Below are 13,708 nucleotides of genomic sequence, written 5' to 3'. Positions count from 1 at the left end.
TTTGGAAACAACGGAGACCACTGCCATGAACGACATCCGGTTCACACCCGACGAGCTCTCCACCCTGCGCGAACATGGCGTCGTGCTCTTCGCCGACCGCGTGATCTTCGACGCGCAGCCGCCGATGCCTCAGCAGCAGATCGATGCGGTGCAGGCGCTGTGCGCGGGCCCGCTGCCCGAGCCGCTGGTCGCGCTGTGGCGGCACACGGCGGGCGGGCGCCTCGACTACGACCTGGCGCTGCCGATGAACGGCAACGTCGAAAGCGTCAGCTGGTCAGAATTGTTCTGGGACGGCAGCGATGGCTACCGCGACCTGCAGGGCTGGATCGAACACGAGCAGGAACTCGCCGAAGAAGCGGCCGAAGACAGCGGCACGCCCTGGAGCGGCAAGCTCACGCACCTGCCCTTCGGCGGCTTCGAGTACTGCGACCGCGTCTACGCGGTGGTCGAGCCCGGCGCCACGCACGGCCAGATCATCGCGTGGAAGCAAGGCCTGCCGCCGGCCTGGACCCACGCGCTGCACGAAGACGGCCTGAGCCCCGTCGCCGCCGATCTGGACGGCGCCTTCGCGGCGCTGCATCTCGACGAAGACCCGTTGGCGCCCACGAGCGACTACTTCTCGGGGCAAGCACTGCTCGCCTACCTCGACGACCGCCACGAAGGCTACGGGCTCGACCTCGACCTGATGGACAAGCTGGTCACCTTCTATTGCCGCGCCATCGTCGACTGGCGCACGCCGCTCGCCGACGGCACGCTGCGCCATCACCCGGCGCTCGCACGCGCGGCGCTGCGCCACGCCATCGCCGCCGACGACGCCGCGCTGGTCGCCGACCTCGCCGCCGCGGGCCTGAACTTCGAAGGCCCGCATGAAGGCAGCGCACTCGCCACCGACGTGGCCGTGGGACACAGCGCCTTCGCCGCCGCGGCAGCGCTGGTGCGTGCAGGCGCGCCGGTGGCATCCGACGTGCTGCGCAACATCGACGGCCAGATTTCGCCCGAACTCACGCGCGCCCTGCTGGACAACGGCGCCGAGCCGACCGTCGCGGCCATCGTGAAATGCGCGGCCTGCGGTGCCCCCGCCAGCGCGCACCTGATCGCCGACGCCTGCACGCAGATCGGCATCGACGTGCCGCCGGCCTTCGTGGCCGATCGCGACGCGATGCTGGTCGAACTGGAAACCACGCTCGCGCAGATGCGCGATGGGACGCAGGGGCATTACCTGGGGCAGGAAGGTCTGGCTGAGCGCATCGAGCATCTGCAGACGTTTCGGCTCTGACGTTCTTTCAGGGCGACGCTCCCGCCGACGGGGAGCCTTGCTCCGCGAATGTCCTCCGGCCTGCGGCCTCCCCCTTGATTTCGCTGCGCAAGGCACCCCATCGACGTGAGCGTGTTCAGTGCAGTCGTTGATCGGCCGCACACCAGCGCCGCTTCTTGTGCTCAGGACACTGGGTGCTTCCCGCAGCGAAATCAAGGAGGAGCGAAGCGGGGGACATTCGCGGAGGGAAGTACCCGGTGGCCTGGGCACGCGCCCTGAATCAGCCGCCGTACAACCAGGGCTGATCGAGCAACCGGGAGCCCAACACACGCATCGCCATGTCGCGCCCGAAACGCACGGCACCGGTGGCATGAAAGATTTCGCCGTTGCGACGCGCCCGTGCCTGCACCTGCGCGTTGCGTTCCCATCGCGCCTCGGCATAGCGTGCGAACGCAGCCGGCACACCCAGAGCGGAGGTGTCGCCCAACGCGTGCGCCAATGCGACCGCATCTTCGATCGCCATGCCAGCGCCTTGCGCAAGGTACGGCACCATCGGATGCGCAGCGTCACCCACCAGCGCCACACGCTCATGCGCCATATCGCCAGGACCGGCCACGGGCACGCGATCACTCAGCGTCCACGCGCGCCAGCTCGGCATTGCATCGAGCAATGACTGAAGGCTCGCACAGCTGCGACCCATGGCACTCTTCAGCGCCGCAAGGCTGCTGGCTTGGTCCCAATCGCGCGCATCGCCAGCCGGTGCAGATTCGGCAATCACCACGACGTTGAGCGCATCGCCCGCGCGCACCGGGTACGCGACCGCGTGCAAACGCGGCCCGAGCCACACATCGACGCGCGAACGACGCAGCGCCGCAGGCAGGTCGGCCTGCCGCACCAACGCACGCCACGCCGTGTGGCCGGTCACGCGCGGCGGCGCTTCGGCGGATTCGGATTCGAGCTGCGCACGCACCAGGCTCCAGAGGCCGTCGGCGCCCACCAGCGCCTCGCCCTCCCAGGCGCGCGCGTCGGTGCTCGAGACGCAGACGAGGTCGTCGCTGGTCTCGACCTGGCGGATGCGCGCGGCCGTCACCAGCGAGCCCGTGCCTTGCGCGCGCACGGCATCGAGCAGCAGCGTGTGAAGGTCGGCGCGGTGCACGCAGCAATACGGCGCGCCGTAGCGCTGCTGCATGGCGTCGCCCAGCGGCATGCGGGCCAGTTCGGCGCCGCTGCCGGCGCTGTGAACCACGAGCGCATCGGGGCGCGCCGCGATGGCCGCGAGGCCGCGGCCGAGGTCGAGTTGGTGAAGGCGGCGGGTGGCGTTGGGGCCGAGCTGCACGCCGGCGCCAATTTCGCCGAAGTCGGCGGCCTGTTCGAAAACGTCGGCGCGGTGGTGGGCGCGGGACAGCGCCAGCGCCGTGGCCAGCCCTCCGATCCCGCCGCCTGCGACGAGGATGTGCGCGGGCATCGGACTCAGCGTCCGGTGCTCGGCGTGGGGCTGTGGCTGTCGGCCGGCTCGGCGCCGGCGGGTTTCTTGGGGGCACAGCTGCCGCAGCTGTCGCACGAGCCGCAGCCCGAGGTCTTGGCCAGCGAAGCGGCGAGCTGATCGGCGCGGGTCTGATCGATGAGGCCCGCGCGCTGCGTGCCGGCCGCGAGCTTGCGGGCGGCACCGCGGCGCCAGCCGGCGGGCATCCAGCGCCAGACCGCGTAGAGCGCGGCGGCCGCGACGATCAATCCGACGATCAGTTGCTGTGTCATGTCTTCTTCAACCTTTTCCCTGTGTCCCTGTGGTTTTACCCCGCTCCGAAAGCGAGTGCAATGCGATAGGTCAAGAAGCATGCCACGTATGCCAGGGCGAATAAGTAGCCCGCCATGATCCACACGTATTTCCACGAGCCGGTTTCGCGCTTGACGGCCGCGAGCGTCGAGATGCATTGCGGCGCAAACACATACCAGACCAGCAGCGACAGCGCGGTCGCGAGCGACCAGCTGCCGGCGATGAGCGGCTCCAGCGCGCCGGCCACGTCGTCGCCGGTGGCCGAGAGCGCGTACACCGTGCCCAGCGCGCCCACCGCGACTTCGCGTGCGGCCATGCCCGGCACCAGCGCGATCGAAATCTGCCAGTTGAAACCGATGGGCGCAAAGATGTGCTCCAGCCCGCGCCCGATGATGCCGGCCAGGCTGTACTGGATGGCGGGGCCGGTCGCGCCTTCGGGCGGCGACGGGAAGGTCGACAGGAACCACAGCAGGATCGTGAGCGTGAGGATGATCGTGCCGACGCGCTGGAGGAAGATCCACGCTCGTTCATAGAGTCCCACGACCAGGTTTCGAGGGCTGGGCCAGCGGTAGGCCGGCAGTTCCATCAACAGCGGCGAGCGCCGCGTGCTGTCGCGGAAGCGCTTCATGACCCAGGCCACGGCCATCGCCGAGACGATGCCGAACACATACAGCGCGAACAGCACCACGCCCTGCAGGTTGAAGATGCCGCCCACGGTGCGCGCCGGAATGAAGGCCGCGATCAGCAGCGCATACACCGGCAGCCGCGCCGAGCAGGTCATGAGCGGCGCGATCATGATGGTCGTGATGCGGTCGCGCCAGTTGCTGATGGTGCGCGTGGCCATCACGCCCGGAATGGCGCAGGCAAAGCTCGACAGCAGCGGAATGAACGAGCGGCCCGACAGGCCCACGGTGCCCATCATGCGGTCGAGCAGGAACGCGGCGCGCGGCAGGTAGCCGGAGTCTTCGAGCGCGAGGATGAAGAGGAACAGGATCAGGATCTGCGGCAGGAACACGATCACGCCGCCCACACCGGCAATGACACCGTCGACCAGCAGGCTCTGCAGCATGCCTTCGGGCATGTGCGTCTTGATGACGTTGCCCAGCCCTTCGGTGGCCGCCTTGATGGCGTCCATCGGCACGTTGGCCCAGCTGAACACGGCCTGGAACATCAGGAACATGGTGACGGCCAGCACCAGCATGCCCCACACCGGGTGCATCACGACGCGGTCGATGCGGTCGCTGGTGTCCAGGCTGCCCACGGGCTCCTTCACGGCCAGGCCGAGGATGCGGCGCACCTCGCGCTGCGTGGCGAGCACGTCGTCCAGGCCCGGCGCCTTCCAGGGCTGCGGCGCAGCGGCGGCCACGGGCTGGTCGAGGGCTTCGAGCAGATGCTTCGCGCCGCCGCTGTGGACGCCCACGGTCTCGATCACCGGCACGCCGAGCTCGCGCGAGAGCACGGCCGTGTCGACCGTGATGCCCTGCTTCTTGGCCATGTCGGTCATGTTGAGCGCCACCACCATCGGCAGGCCGAGCTGGCGCGCTTCGAGCACCAGGCGCAGGTTCAGGCGCAGGTTCGTGGCGTCGGTCACGCACACGAGCAGGTCGGGCAGCGCCTCCTGCGCCTGGCCGGTGACGATGTCGCGCGTGACGGCCTCGTCGGCGCTCAGCGCGTTCAGGCTGTAGGCGCCCGGCAGATCGAGCACGAACACGCGGCGGCCGGTGGGCGTGCGCAGCGTGCCTTCCTTGCGCTCGACGGTCACGCCGGCGTAGTTGGCCACCTTCTGGCGGCTGCCGGTCAGCAGGTTGAAGAGCGCGGTCTTGCCGCAGTTCGGGTTGCCCAGCAGCGCGATGCGCCCGGGCTGTGCGGTGGCGCCGAGGCGGCCCGGCCCCTGGATGACGGCTTCAACCATGGTTCGCGGCTCCCGGCGTGACGTGGATCAGCGCGGCCTCGTGGCGGCGCAGCGCGAAGGTGGTGTGGCCCAGGCGCACGGCCAGCGGCTCGCGGCCCGGGGTGCCGGTGGCGACGATGCGCACGGCCTCGCCCGGCACGAAGCCGATTTCGGTCAGGCGCAGCACGAGCTCGCGGTCGTCCGCGCTGTCGGGGCGGGCCACGTCGAGCACGGTGGCCCACTGATGGGACGGAAGCTGGTCGAGGCTCAGCGCGGTGGTGGTCGGCGCTGCGCCGAGGTCGTTGTTTCGCACGGTGGGGGTTGCGCCCCCCGGAAACACCGGGGCACGCCAGTAAGCAAAAGCCAGATGCTAGCAATTCTCACTCGCGAAAACCTGACCAACCCCAAAAAGTGGTGGGTCAGGCGGAAATGAGTGCCTCCCTCTGGGCCAGACTCAGTTCAATCCGAGCATGCCGCGCAGCTTCGACAGGTCTTCCGCCAGCGTATTCACCCGCCCGGCCAGCATCTTGCGGTCGCGCTCGGTGAGCTTCGAATAGGTTTCGAAGCCGCCGTCGGCCGTGCGGTACTTGGCCAGCGTGTCGAACACCACCTTGAAGTTGGCGTCGGCCTTCTCGGCGAAGGGCTTGTCCTGCTTCACGACCAGCGGGCGCAGCAGCTCGACGATCTTGTAGGCGCCCTCGAAGTTCGACTGGAAATCCCACAGGTCGGTGTGGCTGTAGCGGTTTTCTTCGCCGGAGATCTTGGTGGCGGCCACTTCTTCCATCAGCACGGCGGCGCCGCCCACGACCTTCTCGGGCGGGAAGGTCAGCGCGCCCAGGCGCTTTTGCAGCTCGAGCACGTCGGCCAGCAGCTTGTCGGCCACGGGGTTCAGGTCCTTGGTGCTCTTGAGCGTCCACAGGCCGTACTCGATGCGGTGAAAGCCGATGAAGGCCGGGTCTTTTTCAGCCTTTTCATGGTCGTCCGCGCGCGAGTCGATCGACTGGTCAAGGTCGGTGAACAGCTCCGCCACGGGCTCGACGCGCTCGTAGCTGGTGCGGGTGGGTGCGTAGAGCTTCTTGGCTTTCTCCATGTCGCCGGCCTTCACGGCGGCGGTGAACACGCGCACGTCGGCGGCCAGCTTGCGCACGTTCTGCGTCACGTAAATCTTGTAGTCCGAGATCGGACCGACCAGCTCGAGCGGCGACACGGCGGCCTGCGCGCCCACGGCATGAAGGCCGGCAAAGCCTGCGACGAAAGCGGCGAGGAAGCGGCGGCGGAACAGCACGGTCATGGATCTCCTTGGGTGCGATGCGGTGGTGATGAAAAGTGAGTGAGAGATCAGGCGGCCAGCAGGCTGCGCCCGAGCCAGTCGTCGGCGCCCTGCACGCCGGGCAGCGTGAAGAAGAAGCCGCCGCCGATGGGCTTGATGTATTCCTCGAGCGGCTCGCCATCGAGGCGGGTCTGCACGGCGACAAAACCCTTCTCGAGGTCGGCCTGATAGCAGATGAACAGCAGGCCCATCTCGAGCTGGCCCGACTTGGTGACGCCGTTCGAATAGTTGAAGGGCCGACGCAGCATCAGGTTGGCGTCCGAAGCCTTGGTACGCGGGTTCGCCAGGCGGATGTGCGCGTCCATCGGCGTCGCCTTGCCTTCGGGATCTTTCGCGTAGTCGGGCACGTCGTGCTCGGTCTTGCCGCCGTCCAGCGGCGCGCCGCTGGGCTTGAGGCGGCCCATGATGGCCTCCTGCTCCTGCAGCGGCGTGCGGTCCCAGCGCTCGACGAAGTTGCGGATGATCCGCACCGCCTGGTAGCTGCCGCCCACGGCCCACGCGGGCTCGTCGCCGTTCGGCTGCACCCAGACGTGCTTGTTCATGAGCGTGTCGTCCGCCGAGTCGGGGTTGGCCGAGCCGTCGCGAAAACCGAGGAAGTTGCGCGCGCTCTCCGCGGGCTGGCCCGCCACGGCCGGAATCGGCGGCACGGAGCCTTCCTGCTTCCAGTGCAGCACCAGCAGGTCGGGCGTGTTCTTGATGATGTCGCGCAGCGCGTGGATGTTGGTGTCGGGCGTGTTGGCGCAGAACTGGATCGACAGGTCGCCGTGGCATAGCGCGGCATCGAGCGCGTCGTTCGGATGGCGCTGCATCGGGTTCAGGCGCAGCGGCTTTTTCTTGACGAGGCCGAAGCGCTCGTCGAACAGCGACGCGCCGACCGACACGGTCACGGTGAGCCCGTCGGGCTGCACCACCGGGCCGAGGATGCCGGAGCCCGCGGGCGGCAGCTTGGGGTCGGGGTCGGTCTGCGGACCGCCCTGCGTGAGAAAGGCGATGCGCTCGGTGAGCGTGCGCATCAGCCGCTCCAGGTCGGCGCGGTTCTCGGCCAGCACGTAGAACGAAGCGATCATGCCGGCCGTGGGGCGCGGCGTGACCACGCCCGCCTGGTGCTTGCCGCGGAAGGGCACGCGGTCTTGCGTGTGGGTGCTCTGCGGGGCGTCGGTGACCTGCGCGCCGGTGTCGGGCGGGCCCGGCATGGCCGCGCCGGCACGCGCGGTGGCCGCGAGCCCGGCAAAGGCCACGCCCGCGGCGCCGAGCATGCGGCGGCGGTGCGGCGAGGCGGGATGTCCCGCGACGGGGACGTCGTTCTTCTTCGTCGGTTCCATGGGATCGTCGTTCTCTCTCAACTCATTCCAACCCGAGCGCGGCGTTCACCTTGCCCAGTTCCTCGGCCAGAGCGCGCACGGGCCCAGCCAACGCCTGGCGCTGCGCCTCGTCCAGCGGCGCAGGCTTGAAGCCTTCGCCCGCGCGGTACGGCGCCAATGCGGCGTCGAAGGCGGCGAAGCGTTCATCCACGGCCTTCTGCTGCGCGGGCGCGGCTTTGACGAGCAGCGGCTGCAGCAGGTCGGCGATCTTCTTGGTGCCTTCGTAGCTGCCCTGCAGGTTCACCAGCTCGGCATGGCCGTAGTGGTCTTCGCCGCCGGCCGGCAGGTTGTCGGCCACGCGGCGCAGCAACTTCGAGGCGGCGCTCGCGAGCCGCTCGGGCGGCACGCTCAGTGCGCGCAGGCGCGTCTGCAGCGTCTCGACGTCGGCCAGCAGTTGGTCGAGGACCGGTGCCAGCGCCTTCGCGTCGCCCTGCCCGTACAGCGCGTACTCGATGCGGTGGAAGCCGCTGAAGCCCGGGTCGGCCTCGCGCTTCTCGAAGTAGTCGGCGCGGGCGTTGATGCGCGCGTCGAGGTCGGCGAACAGCTCGGCCATCGGCTCGATGCGCTTGTAGGCCTGGTGGGCCGGCGCGTAGAGCGCGCGCGCCTGCGCCAGGTCGCCGGCCTTGACGGCATCGGCCAGCGCGCGCACCGCGTCGTCGAGCGTGGCGGCCTCCAGCCGCAGGAACACCTGGTACTCGGCCAGCGCGCCCACGTAGTTGACGAGCGAGGGCCGTGCCTCCTCGGCCAGCGAGGCCGCCGACGGCGTGACATGCAGCTTGCCGCGCGGGTTGCTCAGCAGCCCGCAGGTGATGGCGAAATCGCCCGGCGAGAGCTTGACCGTCATGGTCTGCGAGAAGCCGGGCGCGATGTTCTCGCGCTCTTCGACCACCATCACGCCGTCGAGAATTTCCCACTCGAGCGCGCGGTTCGACTGGTTGACGATGGTGAAGGTCGTGCGGCCCGCAGGCACGGTGATGTCGTTCGGGTCGCAGGCGTTGCCGCGAATGGTGACGGTGACGGCGTGGTCGGTCGCCTTGGGCGGTGCCTTGCGCGCCTGGTTCGAGGCGTACCAGAAGGCCGCAAGGCCGGCAACGACCAGCAGCGCCGAGGCGCCCACGGCGACGCGCATGAGCGTCGATGACGAAGAAGAAGAGGAAGAAGACATCGGAAAAAAAGATCAGCCGGCAGTCGCCGTGCGCGGCGCCGCAGCAGCCGCCGGGCGCAGGAAGAAGAACAGGGCCACGGTTAGGAAGGCCAGGTAGACGATCACCTCGCCCACCACGGGCGCGGCCTGGTAGCCCAGCAGGCCCGACAGCACGGCGCCCACGGGGCTGTCCATCGGCAGGGTTTCGCTCATGTCGAACACCACGGTCTGCAGCTGGTTCCATACGCCGGCCTCGTGCAGCTTGCGCAGCACGCCGGCCAGCAACCCGGCTGCGACCAGCAGGATGAACAGGCCCGTGAAGCGGAAGAAGCGGCGCAGGTCGAGCCGCACGCCGCCCGAATAGATGCCCCAGCCGACCACCACCGACACGGCAATGCCCGCGAGCGCGCCCACGGGTGCTTCCCAGCCGGTGCTCTGCTGGAACACGGCCAGCAGGAAGAAAACCGACTCCAGCCCCTCGCGCGCGACCGCGAGAAACACCATGCCGATGAGCGCCCAGCCCTGCCCGTCGGCATGCCGCGCCAGCGCCTTGTCGATGGATGCGTGCAGCTCGCCCTTGATGGAGCGGGCCGCCTTGCGCATCCAGAACACCATCGTGGTCAGCATGACCACGGCAATGAGCCCCACCACGCCCTCGAACAGCTCCTGCTGCTTCTGCGGAAACTCGGCCGCCAGCAGTTGCAGGCCGGCGCCGGCGAACAGCGACAGCGCGGTGGCCAGCAACACGCCGACCCACACCGCGGGCATCAGCACACCGCGTCCGCTTTGTTTCAGGTAACTGGCAACGATGCCGACGATCAGCGCGGCTTCGATGCCTTCGCGCAGCATGATGAGGAAGGGAATGAGCATCTCGGAACAGAAGAAAGTTCTTTGAAAATGCCCCGATGTGGTGCATTTTTCAAAGAACGGCCCGAGGATACCCCATCAAATAAGATTTATTCTCAATTAGGGGTATTCGACCCCGCCCCGCTCACAGGGGCAGTTCGACGATGCGCGCGCTGACGGTGTCGCCGTCGACGATCAGCTCCGCCACCGCGATAGGCAGTTTGAATCGGCGCGGGCCGGCGCTGCCGGGGTTGACGTAGAGCACGCCGTCGCGCTCTTCGACCTTGGGTTGGTGCGAATGGCCGGAGACGACCACGCGCACGCCCTCCCCCAGCGGCTTGCCGCTCAGTCCGGAAAGATCGTGGATCGCCAGCAGCCGCACGCTCCCAAGCTGCAGCAGAGCCGTCTCCGGAATGGCCTCGGCCCATTCCTCGCGGTCGTTGTTGCCGCGCACCACCGTCAGCGGCGCGATCGCGGCGAGTGCGTCGAGGATGCCGGCGTCGCCGATGTCCCCGCCATGCACGATGAAGTCGCAGCCTTGCAAGGCCGCCACGGCCTGCGGGCGCAGCAGGCCGTGGGTGTCGGAGATGAGCCCGACGCGGATCAAGCCCAATCCGTCAGGCCGCCAGCAGCTGCCGCAGCACGAACGGCAGGATGCCGCCGTGCTTGTAGTAATCGACCTCGATCGGCGTGTCGATGCGCAGGCGCACCGTCACCTCCTGGTGCGTGCCGTCGGCGCGGTGCACGACCAGCTTCACGTCCATCTGCGGCTTGAGTTCGCCGCCGATCACGACGTCGATCTTTTCCTCGCCCGTGAGGCCCAGCGTCTGCCACGAATCGGCGCCGCGGAACTGCAGCGGCAGCACGCCCATGCCGACCAGGTTGGCGCGGTGGATGCGCTCGAAGCTGCGCGCCACCACGGCCTTGATGCCCAGCAGCTGCGTGCCCTTGGCGGCCCAGTCGCGCGACGAGCCCGTGCCGTACTCCTCGCCGCCGAACACGATGGTCGGCGTGCCCGCTTCCATGTACTTCATGGCGGCGTCGTAGATGAACATCTTCTCGCCGCCCGGCTGGAACAGCGTGACGCCGCCCTCTTCCTGCGTGCCGTTGGCGTCCGGCGGAATCATCAGGTTCTTGATGCGCACGTTGGCGAAGGTGCCGCGCACCATCACGTCGTGGTTGCCACGGCGCGAACCGTAGCTGTTGAAGTCGGCCTTGGCCACGCCGTTCGCCTTGAGCCAGATGCCCGCGGGCGAGCTTTCCTTGATGGAGCCGGCCGGCGAGATGTGGTCGGTGGTGATCGAGTCGCCGAACAGCGCCATGACGCGCGCGCCCTGGATGCCGGCATCCGACGCGTGCGGCTGCATCTGGAAGCCTTCGAAGAACGGCGGCTCGGCGATGTAGGTCGAGGTGGGCCAGTCGTACACCTGGCCGGTCGTGCCCTTGATGCTCGTCCAGAACTTGCCCGGATCGGACTTCACCTTCTCGTAGTTCGCACGGAACGACTTGGCGTTCATCGCGAAGCGCAGGTTGTCGTCGATCTCCTTCGGCGTGGGCCAGATGTCGCCCAGGTACACGTCCTTGCCGCCCTTGCCCTTGCCCACGGGCTGGGTCATGAGGTCAGTCAGCACGTTGCCCGCGATGGCAAAGGCCACCACCAGCGGCGGCGAGGCCAGGAAGTTGGCCTTCAGGTTCGGGTGGATGCGCGCCTCGAAGTTGCGGTTGCCCGACAGCACGGCCGCGCCGATGAGGTCGTTCTTCGTGATGGCGTCGTTGATCTCGGGCGTGAGGTCGCCGGCATTGCCGATGCAGGTGGTGCAGCCGTAGCCCGCGAGGTAGAAGCCCAGCTTTTCGAGGTACGGCAGCAGGCCCGCTTTCTCGAGGTATTCGGTGACGATGCGCGAGCCCGGCGCGAGCGAGGTCTTGATGTGCGGCTGCACCTTCAGGCCCGCTTCCACCGCCTTCTTGGCCAGCAGGCCGGCCGCGAGCATCACGCTCGGGTTGGAGGTGTTGGTGCACGAGGTGATGGCGGCAATGAGCACGTCGCCGTTGCCGATGGTGACCTGCCCCTTGGGCGCGGGCGGTGCCGAAGCGCTCGTGTGGGCCGCGGCCTTGGTCGACCGGTTGGCGACCATCTCGACCACCTCGCGCGGCGCGCCGGCGGGCGGCGGCGCCGCTTCTTCGTCGCCGCCCTGGCCGGCGGCGACCAGCGGGTAGCGCTGCTTGAGCTTGTCGGCCGGCTGGTTGAAGCCGTTGGCGTCGTTGGGCTTGCTGTACAGCTCGGCGAACTTGGTCGAGAGGTCGCCCAGGTTGATGCGGTCCTGCGGGCGCTTGGGGCCGGCCAGGCTGGGCGAGACGGTGCCCAGGTCGAGCTTGACGATCTTGGTGTAGTCGATGTCGCCCGGCGCGGGCATGCCGAACAGGCCCTGCGCCTTGTAGTAGGCGGCGAAGCGCTCGACCTCTTCCTTGGTGCGGCCGGTGCCTTCGAAGTACGCCACGGTCATCTCGTCGACCGGGAAGAAGCCCATGGTGGCGCCGTATTCGGGCGCCATGTTGCCGATGGTGGCGCGGTCGGGCACGGCGATCGATGCGGCACCGGGGCCGAAGAACTCGACGAACTTGCCCACCACCTTTTCACCGCGCAGGATGGCCGTGACGTACAGCACCAGGTCGGTGGCCGTGACGCCTTCGCGCAGCTTGCCGGTGAGCTCGAAGCCCACCACGTCGGGCGTGAGCATGTAGACCGGCTGGCCCAGCATGGCGGCCTCGGCCTCGATACCGCCCACGCCCCAGCCGACCACGCCCACGCCGTTGATCATGGTGGTGTGGCTGTCGGTGCCCACCAGCGAGTCGGGGTAGTACACCGGCGTGTCGCTCTTGTCGGCCGGGCTCTTGTAGACGCCGCGCGCAAAGTACTCGAGGTTGACCTGGTGCACGATGCCGAAGCCCGGCGGCACGACGCCGAAGGTGTCGAAGGCCTGCATGCCCCACTTCATGAACTGGTAGCGCTCGTTGTTGCGCTGGAACTCCAGCTTCATGTTCAGGTCGAGCGCCTTGGGCGTGCCGTAGTAGTCGACCATCACCGAGTGGTCGACCACCAGGTCGACGGGCACCAGCGGCTCGATGGTCTTGGGCGACTTGCCCAGCTTGGCGGCCACGCTGCGCATGGCGGCCAGGTCGGCCAGCAGCGGCACGCCGGTGAAGTCCTGCAGCACCACGCGGGTGACGACAAACGGAATTTCGTCGGTGCGCTCGGCATTGGGCGCCCAGTGGGCCAGCTCTTCGACGTGCTTGGCCGACACCTTCTGGCCGTCGCAGTTGCGCAGCACCGACTCGAGCACGATGCGGATCGACACCGGCAGACGCTCCACGGACGGGTACTGCTTGGCCAGTTCCTTCAGCGACCAGTACTTGCCGGACTTTCCCGACGCGGTCTTGAAGGTCTTGAGGGTGGACGCAAACGCGTGCGCCGGGGCTTTGGCCATGAGAGGACTCCTGTGTGTTCGTGGAAGCTCCTCAAGGATAGCGGGGATCAATGTCAATCGCTGTAGTCAGTCTTCCTTGTCGGGCTCTCTCAAAACTATGGTTCTCATAGCAAAAACGCCCGCCGCACGGGGTGCGGCGGGCGCTGGGCGAGCGTGCAGCGGACGGTCAGGCGCTCAGGCCATCGCCATGCGGGTAGCGCCCCGGGAACGGCGCAGCCCGGTCCATTGCAGCTCGGCCAGCACGACCACGCACAGCGCCTGCGCCAGCACCCAGGCGGTGCCGAGCGCGGTGACCGCGAACACGCCGCTCACCAGCAGCGCCACGCAGGCCACGGCCCAGGCGAAGTTGCCGACGACCACGAGGCCGATCAGCGTGCGCGGCGGCGTGGCGCGGCTGGCCATGAAGGCGGCTGCCGCCGCATAGGCCAGCAGGAACACGCCGGTGCCCATGAGCAGCCAGGCCGGGAGACCAGTCAGGGAAGCGAGAACGTCGGTGAACGCGACCTGCAGCGCGCCGGTCGCAGCGCACGAAGCGGCGTCGGCCCACATCACGTTCGACAGGAAGCGGGGGGAAGCGAAAACAGACATGTGAATCTCCTGGGTGGGTACGCTGCAGGCCAGT

General features: G+C 68.3%; 12 protein-coding genes. 1 reads left to right on the top strand and 11 read right to left on the bottom strand.

What is annotated here, in order from left to right; translation table 11 throughout:
• Window positions 1–25: 25 nt before the first annotated feature.
• The gene (locus tag GFK26_RS14275; RefSeq protein ID WP_153282521.1) at window positions 26–1,276 is read left to right on the top strand and encodes an SMI1/KNR4 family protein; all 1,251 of its coding nucleotides are present in this window, start codon (window positions 26–28) and stop codon (window positions 1,274–1,276) included.
• A 259-nt stretch (window positions 1,277–1,535) separates the two neighbouring features.
• Here the strand turns inward: GFK26_RS14275 and GFK26_RS14270 are convergent, their stop codons facing one another.
• From GFK26_RS14270 to GFK26_RS14220, 11 genes are all read right to left on the bottom strand, one after another.
• Window positions 1,536–2,720, bottom strand: a complete 1,185-nt coding sequence (locus tag GFK26_RS14270; RefSeq protein ID WP_153282520.1) for an FAD-dependent monooxygenase — start codon at window positions 2,718–2,720, stop codon at window positions 1,536–1,538.
• Between the two features lie 5 nt (window positions 2,721–2,725).
• On the bottom strand, window positions 2,726–3,010 hold the full coding sequence (locus GFK26_RS14265; protein WP_153282519.1) for a DUF6587 family protein: 285 nt from the start codon (window positions 3,008–3,010) through the stop codon (window positions 2,726–2,728).
• 35 nt (window positions 3,011–3,045) lie between these two features.
• A complete protein-coding gene (gene feoB, locus GFK26_RS14260; protein ID WP_153282518.1) occupies window positions 3,046–4,941 on the bottom strand; it encodes a ferrous iron transporter B in 1,896 nt (631 codons plus the stop codon).
• Window positions 4,934–5,233, bottom strand: a complete 300-nt coding sequence (locus GFK26_RS14255) for a FeoA family protein (RefSeq protein ID WP_070062301.1) — start codon at window positions 5,231–5,233, stop codon at window positions 4,934–4,936. Before GFK26_RS14255 ends, feoB begins: the two co-directional genes overlap by 8 nt.
• A 141-nt stretch (window positions 5,234–5,374) precedes the next feature.
• Window positions 5,375–6,211: an iron uptake system protein EfeO gene (efeO, locus tag GFK26_RS14250; protein WP_153282517.1), complete on the bottom strand. Its 837-nt coding sequence runs from the start codon at window positions 6,209–6,211 to the stop codon at window positions 5,375–5,377.
• A 47-nt stretch (window positions 6,212–6,258) separates the two neighbouring features.
• The gene (gene efeB / locus GFK26_RS14245; protein ID WP_153282516.1) at window positions 6,259–7,572 is read right to left on the bottom strand and encodes an iron uptake transporter deferrochelatase/peroxidase subunit; all 1,314 of its coding nucleotides are present in this window, start codon (window positions 7,570–7,572) and stop codon (window positions 6,259–6,261) included.
• A gap of 22 nt (window positions 7,573–7,594) precedes the next feature.
• Window positions 7,595–8,776, bottom strand: coding sequence for an iron uptake system protein EfeO (gene efeO / locus GFK26_RS14240; RefSeq protein WP_153282515.1), 1,182 nt, complete (start codon window positions 8,774–8,776; stop codon window positions 7,595–7,597).
• A 12-nt stretch (window positions 8,777–8,788) separates the two neighbouring features.
• Complete coding sequence (gene efeU / locus GFK26_RS14235; protein ID WP_153282514.1) at window positions 8,789–9,625, bottom strand: iron uptake transporter permease EfeU; 837 nt, start codon at window positions 9,623–9,625, stop codon at window positions 8,789–8,791.
• A gap of 121 nt (window positions 9,626–9,746) precedes the next feature.
• Window positions 9,747–10,208, bottom strand: coding sequence for a metallophosphoesterase family protein (locus GFK26_RS14230; protein WP_153282513.1), 462 nt, complete (start codon window positions 10,206–10,208; stop codon window positions 9,747–9,749).
• 10 nt (window positions 10,209–10,218) lie between these two features.
• Window positions 10,219–13,086, bottom strand: coding sequence for an aconitate hydratase (locus tag GFK26_RS14225; RefSeq protein WP_153282512.1), 2,868 nt, complete (start codon window positions 13,084–13,086; stop codon window positions 10,219–10,221).
• Between the two features lie 174 nt (window positions 13,087–13,260).
• Window positions 13,261–13,674 carry a hypothetical protein gene (locus GFK26_RS14220; RefSeq protein ID WP_153282511.1) on the bottom strand — a complete coding sequence of 138 codons (414 nt, stop codon included), beginning with the start codon at window positions 13,672–13,674 and terminating at the stop codon, window positions 13,261–13,263.
• Between the last annotated feature and the right edge of the window lie 34 nt (window positions 13,675–13,708).

The sequence above is a fragment of the Variovorax paradoxus genome (assembly GCF_009498455.1).
GTDB lineage: Bacteria > Pseudomonadota > Gammaproteobacteria > Burkholderiales > Burkholderiaceae_C > Variovorax > Variovorax paradoxus_H.
The sequence above is the reverse complement of the archived record's forward strand: the minus strand, read 5'-3'. Positions and strand labels throughout refer to the sequence as shown.

Excerpts from the sequence above, each read along its gene's own strand:
- GFK26_RS14275 (WP_153282521.1), top strand. The coding sequence starts at position 26 with ATGAACGACATCCGGTTCACACCCGACGAGCTCTCCACCCTGCGCGAA.
- efeO (WP_153282515.1), bottom strand. The coding sequence starts at position 8,776 with ATGTCTTCTTCCTCTTCTTCTTCGTCATCGACGCTCATGCGCGTCGCC.
- efeB (WP_153282516.1), bottom strand. The coding sequence starts at position 7,572 with ATGGAACCGACGAAGAAGAACGACGTCCCCGTCGCGGGACATCCCGCC.
- GFK26_RS14220 (WP_153282511.1), bottom strand. The coding sequence starts at position 13,674 with ATGTCTGTTTTCGCTTCCCCCCGCTTCCTGTCGAACGTGATGTGGGCC.
- feoB (WP_153282518.1), bottom strand. The coding sequence starts at position 4,941 with ATGGTTGAAGCCGTCATCCAGGGGCCGGGCCGCCTCGGCGCCACCGCA.
- GFK26_RS14225 (WP_153282512.1), bottom strand. The coding sequence starts at position 13,086 with ATGGCCAAAGCCCCGGCGCACGCGTTTGCGTCCACCCTCAAGACCTTC.
- GFK26_RS14270 (WP_153282520.1), bottom strand. The coding sequence starts at position 2,720 with ATGCCCGCGCACATCCTCGTCGCAGGCGGCGGGATCGGAGGGCTGGCC.
- efeU (WP_153282514.1), bottom strand. The coding sequence starts at position 9,625 with ATGCTCATTCCCTTCCTCATCATGCTGCGCGAAGGCATCGAAGCCGCG.
- efeO (WP_153282517.1), bottom strand. The coding sequence starts at position 6,211 with ATGACCGTGCTGTTCCGCCGCCGCTTCCTCGCCGCTTTCGTCGCAGGC.
- GFK26_RS14265 (WP_153282519.1), bottom strand. The coding sequence starts at position 3,010 with ATGACACAGCAACTGATCGTCGGATTGATCGTCGCGGCCGCCGCGCTC.